Origin of the sequence: Companilactobacillus allii, from assembly GCF_001971585.1 — a bacterium.
GTDB lineage: Bacteria > Bacillota > Bacilli > Lactobacillales > Lactobacillaceae > Companilactobacillus > Companilactobacillus allii.
The window spans coordinates 1,199,186-1,225,205 of record NZ_CP019323.1; the positions used below are offsets into that span (position 1 = coordinate 1,199,186).

A 26,020-nucleotide genomic window follows, 5' to 3' on the forward strand; every position below is an offset into this window, starting at 1 on the left:
CCGTTCTCCTTTACTGTATTATTATACACGAGAAAAGATTATTTTGAGAGGTGCGCTATGAGGGTTTTACATATTAATGCTGGTAATGAAGACGGCGGAGCTAGAACTTATATTGTTAATTTAATGAAAGGTCAACAAGTGACCCATACAGAGTCTAGCTTGCTTACTTTCGAAGATGGGCCTGTTGCCAAGATGGCACGTGAAAATGGCTTGAAGGTGGCTGTAATGCCACAGAAGCAACGTTTTGATTTATCAATACTAAAACCGCTAGTTACATATATTAATAACAACCAAATCGACATTGTTCACACCCACGGTCCTCGTGCCAATTATATTGTTTCGATGATCCACAAAAAAATCAACGCTAAGTGGGCTATTACGGTTCACTCAGATCCAAGAATCGATTTTTCAGGCTTGAAAGGTAAGGTCATGCTTAACTTGAATCTTCACGCTTTGAAAAAAGCTGACTTTTTATTCTACATGAATCCAGATTTGAAGCTATACTTTGAAAAGTTGAAGATCCCAGACAATAAGTTATTTGAAGTATTTAATGCTATTGATTTTTCTCATTCTAATCCACTACCAATCAAACATCTGACATTTTCCATTTTGGAAGTCGCACGTTTGGTTGAAGTTAAGAATCATGAATTGTTGTTAAATGCTCTGAGTAAGGTGAAGTTCAATTACAGGCTTACTTTGGTTGGTGATGGTCCAAGGATGTCTGAATTACAGAAAATGTCTAAGGACTTAGGAATTGACGACAAAGTGGATTTTGTCGGTTTCAAAGAACACACTGGCGATTATTATGAAGACTGTGATATTTCAGTTTTGACTTCTAGATCTGAGAGTTTACCAACTGTTTATCTAGAGTCAGCCTATTATGGTCGTCCAGTTATTGCTACAAATGTTGGTGCTACTAATAAGATCATCAACAATGAAACTGGCTGGTTGATCGATTCTGAGAATGAAGAACAACTTATAGATGCATTGTATGATGCATATACAAATTGGAAAAACGACACATTGAATCAATTAGGATTGGCGCTGTATCAAGAGAGTCGTGAGAACTATTCGATTGAGAAATTAGCCGAATTGGTAGACCAAGGATACAAGCAAATTTAGTTTTCGTGTTAAAATAAAAACTGTAAATTTTATACCATCAAAAATCAAGGAGATATGATGACTCAATACCAAGACGAAGGTTTGACTTTACATACAGATTATTATGAATTGAATATGATGTATACATATTGGAAGAAGGGATTACATAATCGAAATGCCGTTTTTGAATGCTTTTTCAGAAGCTTACCATTTGATAATGGATTCGCTATATTTGCTGGATTAGATCACGTTATCGATTATTTGAATAATCTGAAGTTTTCAGATTCAGATATCGAATACTTACGTGAATACGGTGAGTTCGATGAAGAGTTTCTATCTTGGCTAAAGGATTTTAAATTCAGCTGTACAATTCGTTCTGCAAAAGAGGGGGATTTGGTTTTCAATGAAGAACCAATTTTCCAAGTGGAAGGACCCCTTGCACAATGTCAGTTAATCGAAACAGCTGTATTAAATATGATCAATTATCAAACTCTAGTTGCTACTAAAGCTGCTCGTATCAAGACAGTTTGTGGGGATGATCCTGTATTGGAGTTTGGTTCTAGACGTGCTCAAGAAGTTGATGCAGCACTTTGGGGTAGTCGTGCTTCATATATCGGTGGATTTGATGCAACAAGTAATGTTCTTGCCGGTAAGTTGTTCGGTATTCCTATCTCAGGTACACATGCACATGCGCTAGTACAGACTTATCGTAACGAGTATGAAGCGTTTAAGGCATATGCAGAGACCCATAAGAACTGTGTATTCTTAGTTGATACATATGACACGTTAAAGAGCGGTGTTCCGAATGCAATCAAGGTTGCTAAGGAAATGGGCGATAGGATCAATTTTCAAGGTGTTCGAATTGATTCAGGTGATATGGCTTATATTTCTAAGCGTGTCCGTGAACAATTGGACGAAGCTGGATTCACTGATGCTAAGGTCTATGCTTCAAATGACCTAGATGAAAAGACGATTCTTAACTTGAAGATGCAAGGTGCCAAGATCGATGTTTGGGGTATTGGTACTAAGAATATCACGGCATTTGATCAACCTGCTCTAGGTGCTGTATACAAGTTGGTAAGTATTGAAGATGATCGTGGTAACATGATGGATACTTTGAAATTATCAAGTAATGCAGTTAAGATTTCTACACCTGGTAAGAAACAAGTGTGGAGAATAACTAATAATGAGAAGAATAATAAATCCGAAGGTGATTACGTTACACTTTGGAATGAGAACCCTAGAGAACACTCATCTCTATATATGTTCCACCCTCAATATACATATATCAATAAGACCGTTGAGGATTTCCAAGCTGAGCCATTACTACATGATATATTTGAAGATGGTAAGCAGATTTATACAAGTCCTAGTGTGCAGGATATCAGAGATTACTGTGCCAAGAATCTAGATTCGCTGTGGGATGAGTATAAGCGTATTTTGAATCCTCAAGTATATCCAGTCGACTTGTCATCTAAGCTTTACAGTCATAAAATGAAATATATTGAAAAGATTAGAAATGATGTAAATAACATTAGAATAGGTGACTAATTAATGAGACCACTTCAAAAGGAAATTATTGCATACGAAGGAACTAAGCCTGTAATTGATGTTGACGAAGAAATCCGTCGCTCAGTCGACTTTTTAAAGAATTATTTATTAAAAAACAAAGGATTAAAATCTCTAGTATTAGGTATTTCCGGAGGACAAGATTCAACCTTGGCTGGACGTTTATCACAGATTGCTATGACAGAACTCCGTGATGAAACAGGAGATAGCGATTACAAGTTTATAGCAGTCAGACTTCCTTATGGTGAACAAGCTGATGAGTCAGATGCGATGCAAGCTATCGAGTGGATGCAAGCAGATGTTGTCTCACGAGTTAATATCAAAGCTAGCGTTGATGCTTTAGTGCGAGCTGTTGAAGAGAATAATTATAATATTACAGATTTTAACAAGGGTAATATCAAAGCCCGTACGAGAATGATTGCACAATATGCAATTGCAGGTGATAATAAGGGTGTAGTGGTTGGAACTGATCATGCAGCTGAAAATATCACTGGATTCTTTACTAAATTTGGTGACGGTGCTGCTGATATTACACCGTTATTTCGTCTAGATAAACGTCAAGGACGTGCTTTGTTAGAGAGACTAAATGCTCCAAAGAACCTTTATGAGAAGACACCAACGGCTGATCTTGAAGAGGACCGTCCAAGCCTTCCTGATGAATTAGCTCTTGGTGTTTCTTATACAGATATCGATAATTATCTTGAAGGAAAAGATATTCCTGAAAAGAGTGCAGAGATCATTGAGAATTGGTATAAGAAAACTGCACATAAGCGTAGAAATCCCTATACAGTATTTGATAAGTAAAAAATTGGACATTCGTTTTTGGAATGTCCAATTTTTAAAAATGATTAAAATATAGTACGCAAGTATGTTAAGATATGCGCAAAGAGGTGTTTAAACATGAAGAAAAATTTAATTTCATTAATGAAACCAGAAGTTTTGGCTCTAAAACAACAGGATATCTTTAAGTTTAATGCACGCGCTAAGGGTATTCCTAATGTTATCAATATGACTATTGGTGAACCTAATTTTCCAACACCAGATCATGTGAAATTGGGTGCAATCAAGGCAATTGAAGAGAACAAAACTCATTACACAGTTCCAGAAGGTAATCACGAACTATTAGCTGCTGTAGCGAATTATTTGAATGTTAAATATGGACTAGATTATGATCCATTGACTCAAATCGTTGCTACAACTGGTGTAACGGAAGGCGTTTTCTCTGCGTTTAATGCAATATTACAACCAGGTGATGAAGTATTGATTCCTTCACCATCATTCACTATTTATGGTCCAGATGCTAGTTTTAATAAAGCAACTCCTGTTTATATAGATACTTCTAAGACAGGCTTTAAAGTTACTCCAGAAGTATTGGATCAGATTATGACGACCCATCCAAAAATCAAGATATTTTTGATAAACTTCCCAAGTAATCCGACTGGTGTCAGCTATACTCATGATGAGTTAGTTGAGTTATCAGACATACTAAGAAAATATGATGTTTTTGTTTTAAGTGACGAAATTTATAGTGAATTAACGTATAATTATAAGCATGAATCATTCGCAAGCTTCTTGCCAGAACAGACTATTTTACTCAATGGGCTTTCTAAGTCTCATGCAATGACAGGATGGCGTTTTGGTGTAGTGTGTGGTCCAGCTGATATCGTGGCTCAAATTAATAAGATTCACGAGTTAGCAACGACTTCTATTACTTCAATTACTCAAGCTGCTGCACTGGAAGCATATACGAATGGATTCGATGATCCTATTGCTATGCGCGAACAATACTGTGCGAGAAGGGATGTCTTAGAGGCTGGTTTAACTAAACTTGGCTTCAAGTGTCCAGATCCAGATGGAGCCTTCTATTTATTTGGTAAGATTCCTGACGGATTAGATCAAGACGATGTGCAGTTATGCAATGATATTCTAGATGAAGAACATCTGGCAATTTTACCGGGTAGTTTCTTTGGAGTTGGTGGAGCTGGTTATATTCGTTTCAGCTATGCATCAAGTATGGAGAATATCAATGGTTGTATTTCTAAGTTAGGTGACTTTATCAAGAATCATACTCACGCTAACGAAACTACTGCGTAAAAAGCAAAATCAACAAGGATTATTAAGAGGGAAATATGCTTAACAAATTTCAAGATATTATAAGTAAAATTTTATTGATCTGTGTTGCTATATTTACTTCAGTAGTGTTTGTTCAAATGATAATTTATTACAGTAAAACTTATTTATCGTATGAACCAGTATTTAATGTACTGGTTCTTATTTGTGCAATCATTTTGACACTTTTAGCGGCACTAGTTCTTATCAGGATTTCTGATGAGAATAAAATAAAGAATAGATTAGTTCTATACACATTGATTGCAATATTTGCAATCGTAGCAATTATTTGGATAAATGTGGTCCCTAGCACTCAAATAAGTGATTTTAGTGCTTTTTGGCAATATTCAGCAAAGGCTCTATCCGGGAAGCCAATTACGATCACTGACAATGATTACTTTGCTAAATGGGCCTATCAAACTGGATTCTTAGTATACGTGATGGCTGTTGTAAAGGTATTTGGCCAACATATTATAGCTATCCAGTTATTGAATGTCTTATATCAATCATTAATATTAGTGATGATCTATAAGCTAGTTGTAAAAATATTCAATAATATCAAGATGGCTCGTTTGGCAGTATTATTACTGATGATCGATCTCGATTGGTTTGCTTTGAATAGTCAAGCTTGTAATCAATACCTAGGAACACTGTTGTTCTTAGTCACTTTTTATCTAGTCATGTTCAATAAATATTGGTCTTATGTACTGGCTGGTGTAACATTAGCTATTGGTAGTATTATTAGACCAATTGGTCCAGTTATTATAGCTGGAATAGTAGTGTATGGAATTATTTATATGCTAATTAAAAATAATAAGTTTGATATTCATGCAATCTGGAAGTTATTAATAACTCTAGCCATATATTTTGCGATATTCAGTGGAGCCAGTGGACTGATCAAAGCTACAGGACTTAATGAATATGGATTAACTAATCGCGATTCCGAATGGAAATTCGTGACCGGATTGGACTATAATTCTAAGGGTGTTTATGATCAAACTATGGTGGACCAATTTGATTTGAATGCTAGTCGTAGCCAGATGAGTAAAAAAGAATATCAAATTATTGATAAACAAGTTAAGTTTCTAAATGAAAGTCCGAAGAGATGGATCAGTTTATTCTGGGCTAAAAACGCCACTTTGTGGGCTAAGCGGTCAACGGCCACGGACTTTACGGAGTTTGTGAAGATTCATTCAGCACGTGCTACCAATATAATGAATCTATTAGCTTATGTCGGAAGTATAATTTTGATAATTTTCTCATGGATCGGTTCATTAGAATTATTCAAGAAAAAGTTTAGTAAACGTATTTATTTGTTATTATTAACATTGATGGCATATGCTGTAGTTCAATTATTGATCGAGGTTCAAGGAAGATATCGAATTGAATTGTTACCAGTTATCACAATCCTTGGTAGCGTTGGGTTATATAAAGTAGTGAAATGGATTGACACAAAATTGAGGAGTCGATAAATTGTTTAAGCTAAGTATTGTTGTACCTTGTTATAACGAACAGGAAGTACTTCATGAGACAACAAAGGAATTAACACAAATCGTTAACAACCTTATTAATGAGAAAAAAATAACGGCTACCAGTAAAGTGGTGTTCGTTGATGATGGTAGTAGAGATAAGACTTGGAGTTTAATTGATGAGTATTCCAGCGAAAATGATCTGATCAGTGGTGTTAAATTGAGTCGTAATTTTGGACATCAAGGAGCACTACTCGCTGGTGTAACAGCTGCTTCTAAGGATTCTGATGCAGTTATCACTATTGATGCTGATCTGCAAGATGATGTTAATGCGATTCCTAAAATGGTCGATAAATTTATCGAGGGCTCAGAAGTTGTCTATGGCGTTCGTAATAATCGTGATACAGATAGTTCGTTTAAACGTGGTACAGCTGAACTCTTCTACAAGTTCATGGGATGGTTAGGTGTTAAACTGGTACCTGATTCTGCTGACTTCCGCTTGATGAGTAAGCGAGCCTGTGAAGTGTTATTGAGTTATAAGGAAACGAATTTATTTTTGCGTGGAATCGTTCCAATGGTTGGTTTCAAGTCTGATAAAGTATATTATGCGAGAAAAGAAAGATTCGCTGGAGAATCAAAATATCCACTAAAAAAGATGATAAAGTTTGCGGCAGACGGAATTACGTCATTTTCAATTGTTCCTATTAAGATGATAATGGGATTAGGATTTTTTATAGTGTTGATCAGTATCTTCTTACTGATATATACCATTGTCCAAAAGATAAACGGACAAGTTGTATCTGGTTGGCCATCAATGATGATCTCGATTTGGGCACTTGGTGGAGTACAACTGATCTGTATTAGTGTGATTGGTGAGTACGTTGGTAAGATATTCAGTGAAGTTAAGCACCGTCCAAGATTTACTATTGAACGAGATATTTATACAGAGAAAACTTTGAAAGAAAATAAGAGGTAGTTATTTATGAATGCAGCACAAAAGAAGGCCATGGTTTATGGCAATTTGATCAATAACACAGTTCAATCTATTCAAGATGAACAAGACAAGTTGAATCCAGAATTTGAAACATTGAGAAAAGCCTTGGATCGTGATCAGATCGAACGTATTGATTCTGTTGAATATACAAAGATTATGCATGACTTCAAAAAGGGAACAGATTCTTATCAAGATCTATTGACCAAACTACAAAAGGCCAAGGCACCAGCAAGATACATGGGAACACACATGTCTTTAGTAGCAGCGTTCAAAAAGTACGTTGAAGGTTGTACTGAAATGACTGAAAGTATTGGTGAAGATCAAAAAATCGATCGTGAGAAATTCAATAATGCTGAGAAAGTCCAAGATGAAAACATGGACAAGTTCTCTAAGTACATGCAAAAGATGACTGAAATTTAATGAACAATGAAGATCTAACTAGATTAATACAAAAGGTTTCCCAAGATAATTTTGGGAAACCTTTTGTTCACAAAGCCTTTTTTAATAATAGATTGCGTACTACCGGTGGAAGGTTTCATTTGAAAGATCGGCATATAGATATTAATCCTAAGGTGTATCAACAATATGGAACAGAAGAGTTAGTTGGTGTTATTAAACATGAACTGTGCCATTATCACTTGTATAACGCAGGGATGCCATCACAACACAAAAGCCGAGAATTCAAAGTTTTGTTGAAGCAAGTGGGTGGATCTAGATTTGCACCACCATTGAATAATTCGAATAAACATAAGACCCTTCATATATATGAGTGTTCCAATTGCCATACAGTTTATCAACGTGTTAGAAAGATAGATACTAGACGATTCGTCTGTGGAAAATGCCGTGGTAAATTAAAATTCATTAAAGATATCAATATTTAATTACTTTAATTAAACTTATACTTGATATTGAAATTAATGAACTGTAGAATATTACTTGTACGCGGGTATGGCGGAATTGGCAGACGCGCAAGACTAAGGATCTTGTGGAGAATTATCTCCGTGGAAGTTCGAATCTTCTTACCCGCATAAATAAGTATTAAAAGAGACTTACTATATTAAAGTAAGTCTTTTTTTTATATCCAAAATGTACAATAATTATAATATTAAAGCAAATATTTAATTTGTTGTATACATATTTTTTGTATTTTGACATTATCCTGTCTAATATTGATTGTAGTCTAAGATAAAGGAAGACAGAAAAGTGAAAAATAAAACTATTATTACAATGATAATAGCTTTTCTCGTTATGAGCTTTTCTTCACTACAGTATAATACGGTGCAAGCTGAATCAGTAACTGGTGCAGGTTATCTTGCCGAAGTAAGTTCAAACCCAGGAAAGCTATATAATTCTTCAGATGAATATATTGGGAAAACATTACCGTATGGCAGCAAATGGAAGGTAGGTAAAGTCTTAGATGTCAATGGAATACAATTATTTAGAGTTGGATATGATGAATATCTAAGTTCAAAAGACAGTTATCGTTATCAATTACGCCCAGAAGTAATTGAAGTGGAAGATCCTAGTGGTGAGGTTGATGTTTATAATCACAACTTTGTTGAAAGCACATCCTTAGCATTGAAATCGGACACTTATTGGTATTCTGATACTGTTATCTACACATCTTCTGGTATGCCATTTGTCAGAGTAGCTACAGGTGAGTATGTTCCAATGTATGAAGTTATCTCACAGAGTTTTACTGAGTCATTTTAAATCTAATAAAAAAATAAAATTAAATAATAAAAAAGCATGAAATCGTTTTAAATTGCGATTTCATGCTTTTTAATTCAAATTATTAAAAAATTAATAATAATAAGTAGACCGTTTGTATTGTAATTGTTTAGTAAATTTTGTACTATAAGGGTAACAATAATATAAGGCAAAATGCCAATTGCCAACAAATAGTTATTGTGTGTGATTTGCTTAAGTTTTAAGTTCTATGCCAGTAGAACTTTTTGTGTACTTGAATTTGTGTGTTTTTTTAATATCTAAAAATAAAATAATATATATACGGGGAAACTATTATGAAAAAAAATGCGATTGTTTTATTAGCTATGGCATTATTTAGTACAAGTGCTGCAGTTGTGCCAGCAACTACAACAGAAGCTAAGAGCGTTAGCTCTAGTTATAAGGTCGAAGTAAGTACAGATTCTGATTCCGATGCTACTTTATATAATGCATCAGGTGACCAGACAAGTAATACTGTATCTGACAGCAGCAAGTGGTCAGTAAGTAACATTTCCAATATTAACGGTAAAGATTATTACAAAGTTTCATCAGACGGTTATATCAGTTCCGATGATAGCTTTTTATACAAAAAACGCCCCGAAGTTATAAAGGTAGCCACAGACCATGAGGTCTCTGTTTACAATCATAAGTTCGAGGAGAGTACTAAAGTCAAATTAGAAGCAGGTAGTAAGTGGTACTCAGATAGTTCTATTTATACATCTGCCGGTATGCCATTCTTAAGAGTAGCTCCGGATACATATGTCGCTATGTTTGATGTTGTTGAACAATCATTTACTTCTTCTGTAAATTAATTTAATTTCTATTTATGTTTTGTGTGTGTGATATTCACAGTGCCAGCTGTGAATATCTTTTTTTTTGCTTAAGTTCTATGCCAGTAGAACTTTTGATGTATCTCTTATTTGTGTGTTTATATATACGAGGTATCTATCTTTATTACAGTTACTATAGTACTATCATTTGCTCGATAGTTTTGTTCACATTTTGTAAGAGACTTTTTCCTAAAGTGAAATAAATATAAAATCCCTTATTCGGAAGATAAATATAAGAGTTTCTTATAATGTTCTTAGCTTATTTTAAATACATAAATATAAATTGTATATTATTATTTACGGGGAACGGGAAATTCTAAGTTAAAAACGAGAGGGAGTATACAAATTGAGGAAGAAGCTAGCTTTTATAGCTACTTTTTTGGCGTGCTTTTCGCTAATTGCAGTAGCCTGCTCTAAAACTAGTTCTAAAAGTGACAATGGTAAGATTTTGAGTACTGCTCAGATTAAGAAGAATATTGGCTCAAAGCTGATTACGACCAGAGAGAGTGCGCAGGATCCTTTAACCAAGAAGTATAAGAAAATCGTTAAGGATACATCTTACACGTTTGATAATCCATATGTTAAGTTGAATCCATACAAGACTTCACCACTGACTGCATTGGTTATCTTTTACACTGATAAGAATGCCAAAGTAAGCTATACAGTTGAAGGCGAAAGTGACGATACTAGTATCACAAATACAGTGAATGGTGATTATTCAAAGACTCATCAAGTTCCAGTAGTTGGTTTATATGCGAACAAAACTAACAAAGTTACTGTAAATATTACATATGAAGATGGAACTACTGATAGTAAAGAAATAGAAATCAAGACGGATTCACTTCCTAAGTATGTTAAGAATGCAACTATCACAGTTAAGAATACTGATAAGTCCAAGATGGATATTGGTGACAATAAGTTGACTATTATTAATAGAACAACTAAGGAACCGTTTGCCATTGATGCTGATGGAAACGTTAGATGGTATTCAACTAATTATTCACAACATACAATAGAACAAATCTCTAATGGTCATATGTTGATTTTGACTAAGAAAAAGGAAAGTTCAAAAGTTTACAATGATTTAATTGAAACTGATGTTCTAGGAAGAGTTTATAAGGAATACAGTTTTGACCCCGGTACAAAATATAATGATAGTGGTAATTCCAAAGATGAAACAACTGTGATCCATCACGATTTGGTGGAATTACCAAACCACGACATCCTAGCAACTGTTAGTGACGGATCCAAGTACAAAGAAGATGTCATGGTTCAGATCTCTCATAAGACGGGTAAAGTAGTCAAAGTTATTGACCTTAAAAAGATACTACCTAGTTCAATGTATAAGAATTATAAAGCCGGATCTGATAACAAGGTTGACTGGTTCCATCAAAATGCAGTCGATTATGATTCTTCCGATAACAGTATTATGATATCTGGTCGTAATCAGGATATGATCATGAAACTTGATTATAAGACTGATAAGATTATTTGGATTTATAGTGGTAAGAAAAAAGCCACTTGGCCAAAGAAATATCGTGATAAGATATTGACCCCAACACAAGGAACAACAATCACCGGCGGTCAACATGGATTGTATCTATTGAAACATGATGGTGACAGTGAAGATATTATTCTTTATGACAACAATATCGATGTTACAAATGGAAATAAGAAGACATCTGGTAAGTATTCACAGGCAGTTGAATATAATATTGATACTAAGAATATGACAATCGATCAAACTTGGTCATATGGTAAGAGTCTAGGCAAAGCTAACTTTACAAGTATCATTGGTTATGCCGAAAGAGAATCAAATGGTAATACGTTGGTTGACTTCGGATTTAAAGATAATGGTAAGGAAAGTAATATTATCGAAGTAGATTCATCAGGTAATCAAGTGTTTAATGTGACTGTTAAAAATTCCGCTTCCAAAGCATATGCTTATCGTGCATATAGAGTTCCGTTCTATTCATCAAGTTATGTCTTTGATGTTAATGATTAAAAGAGTGTGAAAATACGCGTTTAACTTTCGAGTATAATGCAAAAAGCAAGTAGATATTCACGTAAGTGGATGTCTACTTGCTTTTTTATTAAACGGAAAAAGTTGCGTTTTTTCACACGTTTTCACTGCAAGTTTGAGTAGAAAAATTGTTCTGTCGCACTCTCTTTTTATTTATTAATTTTACTTTGAACCTGTTTATCAAAGGCATACATGAAAAAGTAATTAGATTTATATTTGCTCTTGTTTACGATTTTTAATGCGTCAGTCCAGTCAGCGTAACTGATGGGCTTAACTGGATTATCTTTGTGTATTATATAATAAGCTTTAAACATCGGATCATTAGAAGTGTCATTAGACCAGATATAATCAGTGTTTTTATACGAAGGTATGTAATACGTCTTACGATTTGCGGTTGTCTGAAATCCGGAATAGTTTATAGCAATATTGAAGGTATTGCCGTAATCATTTGCAATATAATCAAATTTTAATCCGACGGCGATCAAGGCAATGGTGATAATAGGGAAGAGATATTTTTGATAGGCATCTAGTAAGATATCCAGATTGATTGCTACTAGTGCAGTACCAAAAGCGTAGGCTGCAAAGATACATCTTGAACCAAATGGAGAGATGACTATAAAGGGAACAACAGAAACTACACCAGATAGGATCAATCCAATATTTGTGATGGCTTGTTTTTTATTGCTTAAGCGATATGAGAAAAATGCTGCCACTAATGCTGCAATAATAATTATTCCAAAGCCGATAATGATATGAGAAGCTGAAAAATAGTTCTGGAAATAAGTTAAAAGGGTATCTTCCGTACCATTGACGTGTCGATAAGCGTCACTACCAATTAGGATTTTTAGGTAGGCTCCATTGATGAACATTAAGATAGCGCCTAAAAAGTTACCACCCATAATCACATAAATGATTTTTTTGAATGAAGCACTGAATCTTTTTCTGAATAATAACCAAACGAGTAAGATATTGAAGCAATTTAGTAAGGTAATATGTTCGGCAAAAAATTGAGCAAATAGTGCAGCAAAGAAAATCAGAAGTGTCGATGTTCTTAGGTATTTGCTATTTTTATTATCGATATTTTTAACGACTAAATATAATAGAAATAATGGGAAAACCACACTAGGTACGTAGTTAGCAAATCCTGAGTGCCAACCCCAAATTTGTCTGAAGATCAACTTTGGTGCTAGTAGGAACATTAATGTTGTGATTCCGGCTGAAATCAATCCAATATTATTAGTAGGACGGATCTCTTCACGTATTTTTTGAATTAAATAAATAATCAATGTTGGGAAAGTTCCGTAAGCTAGAAACGCGATGAACTTGAATTTCATCATGGAGATTATCAATAGATCTCCCAGGTATCTACCATCGTAATATGTGAAATTACCACTCTGGAAGTATTGTCTACCCCAGCCACTCCACCAGTTTAAGTCATCTCCAACCATAGGCATCCAATAACCAATCAAGGCAAAAATCAAGAAAATAATAACATAAAAGCTCAATCTAACAGTTCTTTTCATAGTGTCCATCCTTGCATATTTTAACTAAATACTATTATCAACATCATAGCTGTTAATTTGAACTCAAGCAATAATTGTTTTATTGATATGCATCATATTAATAATTGAATAATTTTATTCGTATGTTAGAATACTATTGCAAACGATTACAGAAAAAGGTGAAGATTTCATGAAAAAAACAAGAGTTATTAATTCAGATATATCACGCGTCATTTCTCAAATGGGACATTTTGACACAATCGGTATTGGGGATGCAGGAATGCCTGTACCTTCAGATACTGAAAAGATCGACTTGGCACTAGAGGCCGGAATTCCTAGTTTCATGCAAGTTCTTGAAAATGTCTTGAGTGAACTACAAGTTCAAAAAGTCTATCTAGCTGAAGAAATCAAAGTTCAAAATCCAGAACAATTGGCCGCAGTTAAAAAAGTTGTTGGGGATATTCCTATTGAATACATGCCTCATGAACAAATGAAGAAGGACTTAAGCGACACTAAGGCATTCATTCGTACTGGAGAGGAAACTCCATATTCTAATATTTTGCTTGAGAGTGGAGTAGTTTTTTAGATTAATTTAAGAGAAGGAAAAACATTATTTATGAAGAAAATTGTAGTTCTTGGGTCAATTAACGTTGATACAATACTAAACATTGCTAGACTACCACTTCCTGGTGAAACGATGGCTATGAGAGACCGTTCTGTTGCAGGTGGTGGTAAAGGTGCCAACCAAGCGATTGCTGCTGTTAGAGCTGGTGCAGAGACTTCATTCATCAGTAAAGTTGGTAAGGATCATGCATCTGACTTTATGATGGATACATTCAAAAATGATAATTTAAATGTTGATCATGTTACAGAGGATGAAAAAGCTGGAACTGGTAAAGCATATATTTTATTAGATGAAAAAGGCCAAAATAGTATCTTGGTTTATGGTGGTGCCAATCAAACGATTACTGCTGAAGATATTCATGAAGCTGAGGAATCAATTAGTGCAGCAGATTGTGTTATTGCACAGTTTGAAACACCAATACCTGCAACCATTGAAATGTTCAAGATTGCTAGGAAAAATGGTGTAACAACTATTTTGAATCCAGCGCCAGCCAATGGTGATATTCCTAAGGAATTATTGGAGAATACTGATATTATTACTCCTAACGAAATAGAGGCTGAAGCAATAACTGGAGTTAAAGTTACTGATGTCGATTCTATGAAGGCAGCCTCTGAAGAATTTCATAAGTTGGGTGTTAAAACAGTAATTATTACGGTTGGATCCAAAGGATCATTTTACTCATTAGTTGACAATAAGTATGGCTTTGTAAATGCATTCAAAGTCAAAGCTGTTGATACAACTGCAGCAGGGGACACGTTTATCGGATACCTTGCCGCAAACTTGAATAAGGATTTGAGCAACTTGGAAGAAGCAATGACTATCGCAAGTAAAGCGTCTTCATTCACTGTTCAGGTACAAGGAGCTCAGAATTCTATACCTTATAAAAAACAAGTTAAATTGTAATTTTTTATAGAAATTTACTTAAACAGATTTAGTTGGACAATTTGAAATGATGACGGATACATGTTAATATAGGTATGTATTTTTGAATGGTAAGTGGTTCGATTGGTTTTATTTAATAAAGGCTTTCTTCCATGATGTACCACGAGATAATGCACAAATATTAGTTATCAGGAGGAACAGTCTGATGGAACATGGAACAGTAAAATGGTTTAACGCAGAAAAGGGTTATGGTTTTATTACTCGTGAAGATGGTAGTGATGTATTCGTACATTTCTCAGCCATCCAAGGTGACGGTTATAAGACACTTGAAGAAGGTCAAGCCGTAACATTCGATATCGAAGATAGCGATCGTGGACCACAAGCTTCAAACGTTGTTAAGAACTAATAACATTTAAAGTCAGAAGCCAACTCGAAAAGAGTTGGCTTTTTTAGTACAATTTTTTTGACTATACAAAAAATTTACAATAAAGAAACATAAAATTTACATTGATTCGATACAATTAATATTTAGTTAAAGGAGTGTTGAAGTGATGCAGCAAAATACTGTCAATTGGAGAAAAAATTTTAAAATAGTATGGTTTGGCAGTATGATTACTGATCTTGGAAATGCTATGACTCTGCCTTTTATTGTTTTGTATATTGATACATTAGGCAATTTTACTAATTCTGAATTGAATATTTTGGGAGCCTTAGCATTTTCACTTACATATTTTGCCAAAGCAATCGTATCTCCATTATGGGGAAGATTGGCTGATCAAAAGGGACGAAAGTTGATGTGTCTTCGAGCTTCTGGAATAATGACGATTACGATATTTTTGGTAGGACTTTCACCTAATATTTGGTTTTTGTTATTTTTTAGAACACTTCAGGGGGCGTTTTCTGGATATATAAATAACGCCAATGCGCTTATATCAGTGGAAGCTCCTGTTGATAAACGTGGCAAAGTAATGAGCAAATTGATAACTGGTAGTATAACTGGGACACTAATGGGACCGCTTCTGGGTGGAATTTTAGCAAGCACAGTTGGTTATAGGGGATCTTTTTTTGTAACTAGTTTATTGATGGCAGTAGTATTTGTAACTACATTATTCGGAGTAAATGAAGAGTTTGTTCCTATAAAAAGGGATGATTTGAAGCCCGTAATTCCAATTATGAAAAAAATAGGTAGCGGATTTTTTATCTCTTTATTTGTTTCACTACTGACGATTCAAGCTACAACTAATGCAATTACACCAATGATAAGTTTGTTTGTGAAGGAGATAGCTCCTAATAGTCATAATTTGAATATCTTAACTGGTATTGTTTCGTCTGCACCGGGATTTGCCACTATAATAATGGCAGGATCAGTGGGTGGTTTGATTGATAAATTCGGTGCTCAGAGTATATTGATGACATTTTTGATCCTAGCAATATTTACTTTGTTTTTAACAAGCTTTATACAAAATGTTTGGCAATTTGCGACGTTACGATTTGTTCTCGGCATTGCTGACGCGGCACTACTTCCGGCCATTCAGATCTTGACTGTCCAAAATGTCCCACAAGATATTTTCGGGCGGATATTTAGTTATAACCAATCAGCACAAGCTATGGGAAGTGTTATTGGACCAATAATAGCAGCAACGATCGCCAATGGTTTGGGATATCGTAGCATCTTCTTATTTACTGGTGGATTGGAAATTATCGCTTTGTTATGTTGGCTAAGATATTATCGTGGTAAGAAGCAATTACAAAGAAAAGATTAAGTAAGGTCCCTTCGTCATATTTTTTTCAAATATATCAGCTATAATAGAAAATAATGACAAAAAAGGGATATTAAACAATTGCCGCAAAAAAGAAGATCCACTAGCCGTAAGAATTATCGGCGCCGAAAGAAAAATAATAATACATCTGTAATTACTGTGTTAATAATAGTTGCTGTAATTCTTGTGGGATTTTTTGGTTATCGTCGTTATACACAATATCGAGAAGAAACTAGAGTAGAAGAGGTTCATCAAGAACGTAATACTTTTGTAAAAAAAATCTCACCTTACGCAGTCACTTTAGGTAATGAATATGGCGTATTACCAAGTATTACTATTGCACAAGCTATATTAGAGAGTGATTGGGGCAACAGCACCTTAGCAAAGGATTATAATAATTACTATGGTGTAAAGGGAGATGATCCCAGCAATACCAAGGTATTACAAACAAAAGAGTATACAAATGGACAATGGATCACAATAAATGGACGTTTTAGAGTGTATGCGAATTTTAGAGAATCAATGAAGGATCATGCGGAGCTATTAGTAAATGGAACCACTTGGAATTCCGAACAATATAAACAAGTCATACAATCAAAGGATTATATTGATGCTGCTGTGGCACTTCAAACAGATGGATATGCGACTGATCCGGGTTACACAAGTAAAATTATTCGGATTATACAAAAATATAATCTAAAAAAGTACGATGAAGGTATCAAGTGAAAAACAAAATATGATAGACTCTAATTATTCTATAAATGGGGGATAACGTAGTGAAAGAATTAGAAGAAAGAATTAAAAAAGATGGTCGTGTGATTGGTAAAGATGTTCTGAAAGTAGATAGTTTTTTAAACCATCAAGTTGATCCAATGTTAATGGAAAAAATGGGTGAAGAGTTTTACAAGCGTTTTAAAGACTCTGGGATCAATAAAATTCTGACTGTAGAATCATCAGGAATTGCTCCAGCAGTTATGACAGGATTGAAATTTGGTGTACCAGTAGTCTTTGCTAGAAAGCACAAATCTGTTACATTGAGTGACGATTTATATACTTCTGAGGTTTATTCTTTTACTAAAAAGACATCTAACCACATCAGCATTGCTAAAAAGTATCTATCAAGTGATGATAAAGTTTTGATTATTGATGACTTCTTAGCAAATGGTCAAGCGGTTAATGGTTTGAACACAATTATAGATGATGCTGGAGCAACTCTTGCCGGTATTGGTATAGTTATCGAGAAGTCTTTCCAAAAGGGAAGACAGATGATCGACAAGGCAGGAACACCTATTTACTCATTAGCTAGAATTAAGGCTTTTGAAAATGGCCAAGTTGTTTTTGAACCTGAAAACGACTAAAGGTACAAGCGCTACTTCATAGGAAGGTGGATTTATGACTTTTATTGCGCCTGGTAAAACGCTAGGAATAATTGGCGGTGGCAGTGAAACTTATTTATTTGAATTGGAGGCCAAAAGAATGGGGTTTAGAACCATGCTTTTGACTTTTGAAGATGATGATATAGCTACACAAGCCGCGGATAATTACATAGTTGGTGAATTAGAAAACATCGAGAATTTAAGTGAATTAGGCCATAGAAGTGACCTTCTTTTGTATATGGATGAGAATTTCAACAGTGACTTATTAAAGCAACTAGAAGTTGAGTTCAATGTTGCTCAAGGTTCAGAGCTATTGTCCATTGCACAAGATAGGTACATTGAACGCACATTCTTAAATGATTTGAATATTAATGTACCGCCCTTTTTCTCAATTGTAACGACTGAGGATATTAAAAAGGCGGTAAAAGAAATTGGATTTCCTTGTATTTTGAAACCAATTCAAAAGAATCAAACGATTCTTAAACGACATGTCATTTACAATTATGAAGATGTGGATAAACTTACTAAGTTATTGGCAAATGGGACATATATTCTAGAAGCTTGGATTGACACCAAGACAGAATATTCTGTTATGGTTAGCAAGAGTAAGAATGAAAAAATTCATACTTTCCCAATGATCAAAGAAATTTATGATGGATCAAATCTTATGAGTTCTTATTTATTCAAGAAGAATGATCCTGATATTGAAGCAGAAATGCAAAGAGTGGCGTTAAAAGTTGCTAATAAATTAAGCTACGTTGGAATTTTTGGAATTGGCTTCTTGGTATCTCAATCAGGGGTATTGTACGTTAAAAGGATTTTTCCAGGAATTAATTATTCAGCTAATGTTTATCAAGAGGCTGCTAGAGTTTCGCAATTTGAGCTACACATTCGAGCAATATGTGATTGGCCGATCCCAGAGATCTATCCTATGGTAAATGCTTCAACGCTTAAGATTGTTGAGGGTAACTTGCCACAAAGTTTAGATTTATTACAGGAAAAGGCACAATGGAAATTCAATTACTACACGGGTTTTAAAGCTAAGAATGAAGCTAACCGTGATGTTGGATATATATCAGTAATTTCAGATGATGCAGATGAATTAAAAGAAGATATCTTATCAACTAATATTTGGAGAGTAGAATAACTTATGATTGACAGATATGTAACTAAAAAAATGAGCCCCATTTGGACAGACCAAAATAGATTTCAAGCATGGCTAGAAGTCGAAATTGCTGCGACACAAGCATGGAGCAAATTAGGTGAAGTTCCTGTTGCAGATGCAGAGTTGGTTGCTAAGAATGCTAAATTTAATGTTGAAGAAATCAAAGAAATAGAAAAAGAAACAAAACATGATGTAGTTGCTTTTACAAGAGATGTATCGAGATATCTAGGACCAGAGAAAAAGTGGGTTCATTTTGGACTTACTTCAACAGATGTTGTTGATACAGCTTATGGTTACTTAATGAAACAAGCCAATGACATTATTAGAGAAGATTTGGATACTTTCTTAGAAGTAGTTAAAGAAAAGGCACTCGAATATAAAGACACTGTCATGATTGGACGTACCCATGGTGTACATGCAGAACCTACAACCTTTGGTTTGGTATTAGCTAATTGGTATTCAGAAATCAAACGTGATATAGAGCGTTTCGATCATGCAGCTAAGGGTGTTGAAGCAGGTAAAATCAGTGGTGCTGTTGGTAGTTTTGCCAATGTTCCACCTAAGGTTGAAGAATTAGTATGTGCTAAGTTGGGTATTCGTGCTCAAGAGATTTCTACACAAGTTCTTCCACGTGATTTACATGCTGAATATATTCAAACTATGGCGCTGATTGCTACTTCAATTGAGCGATTTGCTTTGGAAGTAAGACATTTACAAAGAACCGAGGTTCGTGAAGCCGAGGAGTATTTTGCAGCTGGTCAAAAAGGATCATCAGCAATGCCTCATAAACGTAATCCTATTGGATCTGAAAATGTTACTGGATTGGCACGTGTCATCAGAGGACATGCGTTCACTGCACTGGAAGATGTTCCATTGTGGCATGAAAGAGATATTTCACATAGTTCCGCAGAACGTATAATAATTCCTGATACAACTGAGTTATTGGATTATATTTTGACTCGTTTTACTAAGATAACTAAGGATCTAACCGTATTCCCAGATAAAATGATGGAAGATATGAATATTACACATGGATTGATCTTCTCACAACGTGTAATGCTCAAACTTGTTGAAAGTGGTCTTAGCCGTGAACAAGCTTATGACATCGTTCAACCCAAGACAGCTATGGTTTGGGATGAGAAAAAGGATTTCCGTACATTACTAGAAGCCGATAGTCGTGTTACTGATAAACTTTCAAAAGATGATATCGACGATGCATTTGATTATCATTGGCATTTAAAACATGTTGATGATATTTTCAAACGTGTAGGATTAGAATAATAATTTCGTTAAGAGATATTTGCATATGCAGATATCTTTTTTTGCATCTTTTTGAGGTACTCTAAATAGTATTATTGTTATTAAAAATTTGCTACAATGTAAAATAGATGTTTTTTGATAAATGTTGATAGATTAAGGATTTGAGGGATTAAAAAATTGGAAGATGCAATGTTAAAAAGTATGAATACAGAACAACAAGAGGCAGTTATTGCAACACAAGGCCCATTGCTTATCATGGCTGGTGCTGGAAGTGGAAAAACACGTGTATTAACACATCGTGTTGCATATTTGATTGAAAACAAAAACGTAATGCCTTGGCATGTTTTGGCCATCACTTTCACTAATAAAGCTGCCAAAGAGATGAAAGAAAGAATAAGTAAACTACTTGGCGAGTCTGCAAATGATGTCTGGGTCTCAACCTTTCATTCACTTTGTGTACGTATATTAAGACGTGACATTGATAAGATGGGCAAGTCCAGATCATTTACAATCTCAGATCCTTCAGAGCAACGTACTTTGATGAAGCAGATTGTTCAAAGAATGAACTTAGATCCAAAGCAATATGATCCAAGGGCAATTCTTGGGGCAATAAGTAATGCCAAAAATGACTTACTTACGCCAGCAGATTTTGCTCAAAATGCAAAATCTCCATTCGAACAAATCGTCGCTAATTGTTATGATGCATATGCCAAAGAAATGGAAAAGAATCAGGCTATGGATTTTGACGATTTGATTATGCAGACAAATATCTTGTTCGAGCAATGTCCTGATGTATTAGATTATTATCAAACAAAATTTCAGTATATTCACGTCGATGAATATCAGGATACCAATGAAGCTCAATATAAATTGGTTCAACAATTGGGTGCCAAGTATCGTAATGTTTGTGTTGTTGGTGATGCTGATCAGAGTATTTATGGTTGGCGTGGAGCTAATGTGAAGAATATTATGAACTTCGAGAAGGATTATCCTGAAGCGATAACTATTAAGTTGGAACAAAATTATCGTTCAACTAAGACAATTCTTGATGCAGCTAATGAAGTTATAAATAATAACTCTGAAAGAAAACCTAAGAACCTATGGACTGATAATGCAAAGGGTGACGATATTAACTTTTATCGTGGACAAAATGAGTCTGATGAAGCACTGTATGTGGTATCACAAATTAGAGACTTACTATTACAGAATTATAATTATGGTGATTTTGCAATATTGTATCGAACAAATGCTCAATCACGTGCTTTTGAAGAGAAATTCTTACAAGCCAATATTCCATATAAGATCATTGGTGGACACAAGTTCTATGATCGTAAAGAAATCAAAGATATTATGGCTTATTTGAGACTTGTTGCTAACCGCGATGACTCTATGAGTTTTCAGAGAATAATAAATAGTCCTAAACGTGGTATTGGACCAGGTACGATTGAAAAACTGCAAAGATATGCAGATGAACATGGTTGGTCATTACTTGAAGCATCTGAAAATATTGAATTATCATCCCTTCCTGCTAAACCAAGGAAGACCTTTGCTGCATTTGCAAAGTTGATCGATGATCTAGCTAAAGAGGCTAAGACGATTTCAATGACAGACTTGATGGATCATTTACTTGATAAGTCAGATTATGTTGATGAATTGAAACAACAAAACAACCTTGAATCACAAACTAGAATTGAGAATATCGAAGAACTCTTGACTGTTACAACTCAATTCGATCAATCATATGAACCAGATCCTGATATTGATGAAACTAGATTAGATTCATTTTTAACTGAATTATCACTAGTAAGTGATCAAGATGATTTAGAAGAAGATCAACAAGAAGTTACTTTAATGACACTACATGCTGCTAAGGGATTGGAATTTCCAGTTGTCTTCTTAGTAGGTATGGAAGAAGGAATCTTCCCATTAGGTCGTTCATTAATGAAACAAGAGGATCTAGAAGAAGAGCGAAGATTGGCATATGTTGGTATTACTCGTGCCGAAAAGAAATTGTATTTAACAAATGCCTACAGCCGTATGCTTTATGGCCGCCTTCAAACAAATCAAGTATCGCGATTTGTTGAAGAAATCGACGATAAACATATTAATTGGGTCAATAAAAATGCTGGTGGTATTTCGACAAGTACTACAAAGAATGAATCGAGTCTTCCATTTTCAAAACGTCGTCGTGCTTCAGCTTATCATTCAAGTTACAAGGTTGATGAAGCCCAAAAGGCGAGTGGTGCTCAAGGTGCTGAAAATGTCAGTTGGAATATTGGTGACAAGGTCGATCATAAGAAGTGGGGACAAGGAACTGTTGTCAAAGTTAATGGTAAGGGCAAAGATGCTGAGTTAGACGTTGCATTTGATAATGAAGGTATCAAGCGTCTGTTAGCCGAATTCGCTCCTATCAAGAAATCTGAATAATTTGTAAACCTAAGAGGTGAAAAATATGGCAGAAATCACAAAATCACAAGCTAATGAAGAACTAGCATCTCTAAGAAATCAGTTAAATGAATATCGAGATGCGTATTATACTAAGGATGCTCCATTAGTTGAAGATAATGTTTATGATCAACAATATAACCGCTTATTAGAACTAGAACAGCAATTTCCTGAATTGATAATGCCGGACTCTCCATCCCAATTAGTTGGAGATGTAACTTTACCAGACTTTAATAAGGTGACACATGATATTCCTATGCTTTCTATGGGGGATGTTTTCTCTGAAGAAGAGCTAGCTGAATATAATGGAAGAATTGAAAAAAGTGTCGGCGAAGAAATTGATTATAATGTTGAATTAAAAATTGATGGATTGGCTATTTCACTGGTTTATGAAAACGGAATACTAGTGCAGGGTTCAACGCGTGGTAATGGAACGATTGGTGAAAATGTTACTGAGAATTTGAAGACGATTGAAACGATTCCACAGAAGTTAAGTGAACCACTGACTTTTGAGGTTCGTGGTGAGTGTTTCATGTCCAAAAAAGAGTTTTTACGTTTGAATGAAGAACGAGAAAAAGAAGGATTACAGGTCTTTGCTAATCCGAGAAATGCTGCTGCTGGAAGTCTTCGTCAACTGGATCCAAAAGTGACTGCTTCAAGAAAACTAGATACATTCATGTATACTATAGTAACTTTTGATAATTTGAATATAACTACTCAAAGTCAGGCTCTAAAAAAACTCAGTGAATTAGGCTTTCACGTAAATCCAAGTGCTGAAGTCACAAAGGGATTGAATGGTGTCAAAGAGTACATTGAACGCTACGGTAAAATTCGTGATGACTTAGATTATGGGATCGATGGTGTCGTCCTTAAAGTAAATGACTTGGCGACTCAACGTGGACTGGGTAATACCGTCAAGGTTCCTCGTTGGGAAATTGCCTACAAGTTCCCGCCAGAACAAGCTGAATCAATCGTTAGAGAAATAACGTGGACTATTGGTAGGACTGGTGTTTTGACACCTACTGCTGTCATGGATCCAGTGCAACTTGCTGGTACGACAGTTGCTAGAGCCACACTCCACAATGAAGATATGATTAAGCAAAAGGATATCCGAGTGGGAGATACTGTGATGTTACACAAAGCAGGAGATATTATCCCAGAAGTTTCACAGGTTGTTTTAAGTAAACGTCCAAAAGATTCTGTGGAAGCACTGATTCCTACTAACTGTCCATATTGTGATTCAAAGTTGATACATTTGGAAGACGAAGTGGCACTACGTTGTATCAATCCAAAGTGTCCAGCTCAAGTAAAAGAACAATTGACACATTTTGCTTCACGAAATGCGATGAATATTGATGGTTTAGGTCCCAAAATCATAGAACAGTTGTATACTAAAAGCTTGATTAAAGATGTTGCTGATTTATATAAATTGACAGCCAATGATTTAGCAACATTGGATGGTTTTAAAGAGAAGTCCATCAATAATCTGTTGAGTGCCATTGATAATTCCAAGGCAAACTCTGTCGAGAGATTAATATTTGGTTTAGGAATTCGTCATGTTGGTGCAAAAGCTGGTAGAATTCTTGCTGAGAACTTTTTGAACTTAGATAATTTAATGAATGCAACTAAAGAAGAGATTCTAGAGGTTAATACTATGGGCGGAATTATTGCTGATAGTATTATCATGTATTTTGCAAATGATGATGTTAAAAAACTGATCAATGAGTTGAAATTAGTTAATCTCAATATGGAATTTATTGGTAGTTCCAATTCTAATGAAACAAATCAGCATTTTACTGATAAAATAGTTGTTATAACCGGAACATTACAGAATTATAAACGCTCAGAATTATCTGACTTATTAGAAAGTTTGGGTGCCAAGGTTACAGGTTCAGTCACAAAGAAAACTGATATCTTAATTGCTGGTGAGAAATCTGGTAGTAAGTTGACTAAGGCCCAACAATTAGGAACGCAGATTATTGATGAAGCAACATTATCTGATTATTTGGATAATGCGGAGGATTAGGAGAAAAGTTTTGAAAAAATTCATAAAAGCTACAGCGCTAGTAATAATGTGCTCACTTCTTTTAACTGCTTGTGGTAATTTACAAGATTCAGGATTGTCATCTGGAGGCAGTGATAGCAGCAGTAAGAGTACTGTTCAAACAGCAAGTTCATCGGATACAAGTTCTTATGATGTCTTGATGAGCAATGGTAAGTATAAAACAAGTGCAATTTCTGGAATAACAGCTTCTGATAACAGCAACACTTTCAATAGTCGTAGTTTTGAAAGCGGACTTTTGAATTTGTCGAAGCAACAATTCTCAACTAATTCATATGTTTTCCAAGAAGGACAGGTCTTGTCTGCAGCTACTGTTACTGATTGGTTAGGACGTAAGTCTAAGAAGAATCCAACTGGATTGAACCCTGCTTCAAATGGTTCAAAGAGTGAGACAAAGAGAGCACCTATGTATTTCCAACAAATGCTTGAAGAAGACTATCTTCAAAAACAAGATGGTAAGTACAAGTTAGCTGGTATATCAATCGGTATTGCTATGAATAAGATTGATTATTATCAAAAGAAGCAATATGGTGCAACTTATCAAACAACTATTACCAGAGAAGAACAAAAGACTGAAGGCCAACGTGTTGCTAAAGAAGTAGTTAAACGACTACGTAAGAGAAGTAATGTTGGAAATATCCCAATTACCGTTGGACTTTATTCAGTAGCACCTGAAGATACTTTGGTTGGTGGAACGTATTTCCAATACTCAGTAAGTAAGAGTGGAGATCTTGGTAATTTTAAGGATCTAGGCTATAAGAATCAAGTATTGCCAGTGGTAAACGATGAAACTGCGATCAATAGTGGAGATTCGGATTCATTTAGTAATTTCAAGGATAATATCCAAGATTACTTCCCTAACTTGTCTGGTGTTACAGCACAAGCTCATTATGATGGGACAACTTTGAAGTCAATGGATATTACGATCAATACTCAATTTGATGGATTAGCACAAGTAACTAGTTTTACGCAGTTTGTACAACAAAGTGCTTCTAAATACTTACCAACCAATGTAGATTTGGATATCAATATTCAAACTGTAGATAGCCAACAAGCCGTTGTTACACGTACTAATAATAAATTTTATACACATGTTTTAGATGCGGATTAATAAGCCTTA

At 34.9% G+C, this 26,020-nt stretch carries 23 protein-coding genes and 1 tRNA gene; 23 read left to right on the plus strand and 1 reads right to left on the minus strand.

Features of this window, described 5'->3' with window-relative positions; all coding sequences use genetic code 11:
* The first annotated feature begins 57 nt into the window (after positions 1 to 57).
* The 12 genes from BTM29_RS05835 (at position 58) to BTM29_RS05890 (ending at position 11,805) form a co-directional block, all read left to right on the plus strand.
* Entirely contained in the window at positions 58 to 1,122 is a 1,065-nt protein-coding gene (locus BTM29_RS05835) for a glycosyltransferase family 4 protein (RefSeq protein ID WP_076614613.1), read from the plus strand.
* A 57-nt stretch (positions 1,123 to 1,179) separates the two neighbouring features.
* Entirely contained in the window at positions 1,180 to 2,652 is a 1,473-nt protein-coding gene (locus BTM29_RS05840) for a nicotinate phosphoribosyltransferase (protein ID WP_120270367.1), read from the plus strand.
* A 3-nt stretch (positions 2,653 to 2,655) separates the two neighbouring features.
* Positions 2,656 to 3,474 (plus strand): ammonia-dependent NAD(+) synthetase, encoded by an 819-nt coding sequence (nadE, locus tag BTM29_RS05845; protein ID WP_076614615.1) that lies wholly within the window; start codon positions 2,656 to 2,658, stop codon positions 3,472 to 3,474.
* Between the two features lie 96 nt (positions 3,475 to 3,570).
* The gene (locus BTM29_RS05850; RefSeq protein ID WP_083685938.1) at positions 3,571 to 4,764 is read left to right on the plus strand and encodes an aminotransferase class I/II-fold pyridoxal phosphate-dependent enzyme; all 1,194 of its coding nucleotides are present in this window, start codon (positions 3,571 to 3,573) and stop codon (positions 4,762 to 4,764) included.
* A gap of 35 nt (positions 4,765 to 4,799) precedes the next feature.
* Positions 4,800 to 6,251, plus strand: coding sequence for a hypothetical protein (locus BTM29_RS05855; RefSeq protein ID WP_076614616.1), 1,452 nt, complete (start codon positions 4,800 to 4,802; stop codon positions 6,249 to 6,251).
* 1 nt (position 6,252) lies between these two features.
* Positions 6,253 to 7,224 carry a glycosyltransferase family 2 protein gene (locus BTM29_RS05860; protein WP_076614617.1) on the plus strand — a complete coding sequence of 324 codons (972 nt, stop codon included), beginning with the start codon at positions 6,253 to 6,255 and terminating at the stop codon, positions 7,222 to 7,224.
* 6 nt (positions 7,225 to 7,230) lie between these two features.
* Positions 7,231 to 7,662 (plus strand): hypothetical protein, encoded by a 432-nt coding sequence (locus tag BTM29_RS05865; protein ID WP_076614618.1) that lies wholly within the window; start codon positions 7,231 to 7,233, stop codon positions 7,660 to 7,662.
* The gene (locus tag BTM29_RS05870; protein ID WP_076614619.1) at positions 7,662 to 8,123 is read left to right on the plus strand and encodes a SprT family protein; all 462 of its coding nucleotides are present in this window, start codon (positions 7,662 to 7,664) and stop codon (positions 8,121 to 8,123) included. Before BTM29_RS05865 ends, BTM29_RS05870 begins: the two co-directional genes overlap by 1 nt.
* Positions 8,124 to 8,184: 61 nt before the next feature.
* Positions 8,185 to 8,270, plus strand: a tRNA-Leu gene (locus BTM29_RS05875).
* A gap of 175 nt (positions 8,271 to 8,445) precedes the next feature.
* Positions 8,446 to 8,955 (plus strand): hypothetical protein, encoded by a 510-nt coding sequence (locus BTM29_RS05880; protein WP_076614620.1) that lies wholly within the window; start codon positions 8,446 to 8,448, stop codon positions 8,953 to 8,955.
* Between the two features lie 311 nt (positions 8,956 to 9,266).
* The gene (locus BTM29_RS05885) at positions 9,267 to 9,782 is read left to right on the plus strand and encodes an SLAP domain-containing protein (RefSeq protein WP_076614621.1); all 516 of its coding nucleotides are present in this window, start codon (positions 9,267 to 9,269) and stop codon (positions 9,780 to 9,782) included.
* A 364-nt stretch (positions 9,783 to 10,146) separates the two neighbouring features.
* Positions 10,147 to 11,805, plus strand: a complete 1,659-nt coding sequence (locus tag BTM29_RS05890) for an aryl-sulfate sulfotransferase (RefSeq protein ID WP_157886443.1) — start codon at positions 10,147 to 10,149, stop codon at positions 11,803 to 11,805.
* A 167-nt stretch (positions 11,806 to 11,972) separates the two neighbouring features.
* On the opposite strand, the gene BTM29_RS05895 is transcribed toward BTM29_RS05890, so the two are convergent.
* Positions 11,973 to 13,346: a hypothetical protein gene (locus tag BTM29_RS05895; RefSeq protein ID WP_076614622.1), complete on the minus strand. Its 1,374-nt coding sequence runs from the start codon at positions 13,344 to 13,346 to the stop codon at positions 11,973 to 11,975.
* Between the two features lie 169 nt (positions 13,347 to 13,515).
* On the opposite strand from BTM29_RS05895, the gene rbsD reads away from it, so the two are divergent.
* From rbsD to BTM29_RS05950, 11 genes are all read left to right on the plus strand, one after another.
* Complete coding sequence (gene rbsD, locus BTM29_RS05900; RefSeq protein ID WP_076614623.1) at positions 13,516 to 13,911, plus strand: D-ribose pyranase; 396 nt, start codon at positions 13,516 to 13,518, stop codon at positions 13,909 to 13,911.
* 30 nt (positions 13,912 to 13,941) lie between these two features.
* Positions 13,942 to 14,853, plus strand: a complete 912-nt coding sequence (gene rbsK / locus BTM29_RS05905) for a ribokinase (RefSeq protein WP_076614624.1) — start codon at positions 13,942 to 13,944, stop codon at positions 14,851 to 14,853.
* Between the two features lie 184 nt (positions 14,854 to 15,037).
* Entirely contained in the window at positions 15,038 to 15,238 is a 201-nt protein-coding gene (locus BTM29_RS05910) for a cold-shock protein (RefSeq protein ID WP_076614625.1), read from the plus strand.
* Between the two features lie 145 nt (positions 15,239 to 15,383).
* Positions 15,384 to 16,595 (plus strand): MFS transporter, encoded by a 1,212-nt coding sequence (locus BTM29_RS05915; RefSeq protein WP_076614626.1) that lies wholly within the window; start codon positions 15,384 to 15,386, stop codon positions 16,593 to 16,595.
* Positions 16,596 to 16,745: 150 nt separating this feature from the next.
* Positions 16,746 to 17,318, plus strand: coding sequence for a glycoside hydrolase family 73 protein (locus BTM29_RS05920; RefSeq protein WP_418236013.1), 573 nt, complete (start codon positions 16,746 to 16,748; stop codon positions 17,316 to 17,318).
* Positions 17,319 to 17,368: 50 nt separating this feature from the next.
* Positions 17,369 to 17,950, plus strand: coding sequence for a xanthine phosphoribosyltransferase (locus BTM29_RS05925; RefSeq protein ID WP_076614628.1), 582 nt, complete (start codon positions 17,369 to 17,371; stop codon positions 17,948 to 17,950).
* Between the two features lie 34 nt (positions 17,951 to 17,984).
* Entirely contained in the window at positions 17,985 to 19,115 is a 1,131-nt protein-coding gene (locus tag BTM29_RS05930; protein WP_076614629.1) for an ATP-grasp domain-containing protein, read from the plus strand.
* Between the two features lie 3 nt (positions 19,116 to 19,118).
* The gene (gene purB, locus BTM29_RS05935) at positions 19,119 to 20,414 is read left to right on the plus strand and encodes an adenylosuccinate lyase (protein ID WP_076614630.1); all 1,296 of its coding nucleotides are present in this window, start codon (positions 19,119 to 19,121) and stop codon (positions 20,412 to 20,414) included.
* Between the two features lie 180 nt (positions 20,415 to 20,594).
* Positions 20,595 to 22,820 (plus strand): DNA helicase PcrA, encoded by a 2,226-nt coding sequence (pcrA, locus tag BTM29_RS05940; RefSeq protein WP_083686021.1) that lies wholly within the window; start codon positions 20,595 to 20,597, stop codon positions 22,818 to 22,820.
* Positions 22,821 to 22,845: 25 nt separating this feature from the next.
* On the plus strand, positions 22,846 to 24,864 hold the full coding sequence (ligA, locus tag BTM29_RS05945) for an NAD-dependent DNA ligase LigA (protein WP_076614631.1): 2,019 nt from the start codon (positions 22,846 to 22,848) through the stop codon (positions 24,862 to 24,864).
* 10 nt (positions 24,865 to 24,874) lie between these two features.
* Complete coding sequence (locus tag BTM29_RS05950) at positions 24,875 to 26,011, plus strand: CamS family sex pheromone protein (protein WP_083685939.1); 1,137 nt, start codon at positions 24,875 to 24,877, stop codon at positions 26,009 to 26,011.
* The last annotated feature ends 9 nt before the right edge of the window (positions 26,012 to 26,020 follow it).

Bases quoted from the DNA above. Each gene is read 5' to 3' on its own strand.
- BTM29_RS05835 (WP_076614613.1), top strand. From the start codon at position 58: ATGAGGGTTTTACATATTAATGCTGGTAATGAAGACGGCGGAGCTAGA.
- BTM29_RS05840 (WP_120270367.1), top strand. From the start codon at position 1,180: ATGACTCAATACCAAGACGAAGGTTTGACTTTACATACAGATTATTAT.
- nadE (WP_076614615.1), top strand. From the start codon at position 2,656: ATGAGACCACTTCAAAAGGAAATTATTGCATACGAAGGAACTAAGCCT.
- BTM29_RS05850 (WP_083685938.1), top strand. From the start codon at position 3,571: ATGAAGAAAAATTTAATTTCATTAATGAAACCAGAAGTTTTGGCTCTA.
- BTM29_RS05855 (WP_076614616.1), top strand. From the start codon at position 4,800: ATGCTTAACAAATTTCAAGATATTATAAGTAAAATTTTATTGATCTGT.
- BTM29_RS05865 (WP_076614618.1), top strand. From the start codon at position 7,231: ATGAATGCAGCACAAAAGAAGGCCATGGTTTATGGCAATTTGATCAAT.
- BTM29_RS05870 (WP_076614619.1), top strand. From the start codon at position 7,662: ATGAACAATGAAGATCTAACTAGATTAATACAAAAGGTTTCCCAAGAT.
- BTM29_RS05885 (WP_076614621.1), top strand. From the start codon at position 9,267: ATGAAAAAAAATGCGATTGTTTTATTAGCTATGGCATTATTTAGTACA.
- BTM29_RS05895 (WP_076614622.1), bottom strand. From the start codon at position 13,346: ATGAAAAGAACTGTTAGATTGAGCTTTTATGTTATTATTTTCTTGATT.
- rbsD (WP_076614623.1), top strand. From the start codon at position 13,516: ATGAAAAAAACAAGAGTTATTAATTCAGATATATCACGCGTCATTTCT.
- rbsK (WP_076614624.1), top strand. From the start codon at position 13,942: ATGAAGAAAATTGTAGTTCTTGGGTCAATTAACGTTGATACAATACTA.
- BTM29_RS05910 (WP_076614625.1), top strand. From the start codon at position 15,038: ATGGAACATGGAACAGTAAAATGGTTTAACGCAGAAAAGGGTTATGGT.
- BTM29_RS05915 (WP_076614626.1), top strand. From the start codon at position 15,384: ATGCAGCAAAATACTGTCAATTGGAGAAAAAATTTTAAAATAGTATGG.
- BTM29_RS05930 (WP_076614629.1), top strand. From the start codon at position 17,985: ATGACTTTTATTGCGCCTGGTAAAACGCTAGGAATAATTGGCGGTGGC.
- purB (WP_076614630.1), top strand. From the start codon at position 19,119: ATGATTGACAGATATGTAACTAAAAAAATGAGCCCCATTTGGACAGAC.
- pcrA (WP_083686021.1), top strand. From the start codon at position 20,595: ATGAATACAGAACAACAAGAGGCAGTTATTGCAACACAAGGCCCATTG.
- ligA (WP_076614631.1), top strand. From the start codon at position 22,846: ATGGCAGAAATCACAAAATCACAAGCTAATGAAGAACTAGCATCTCTA.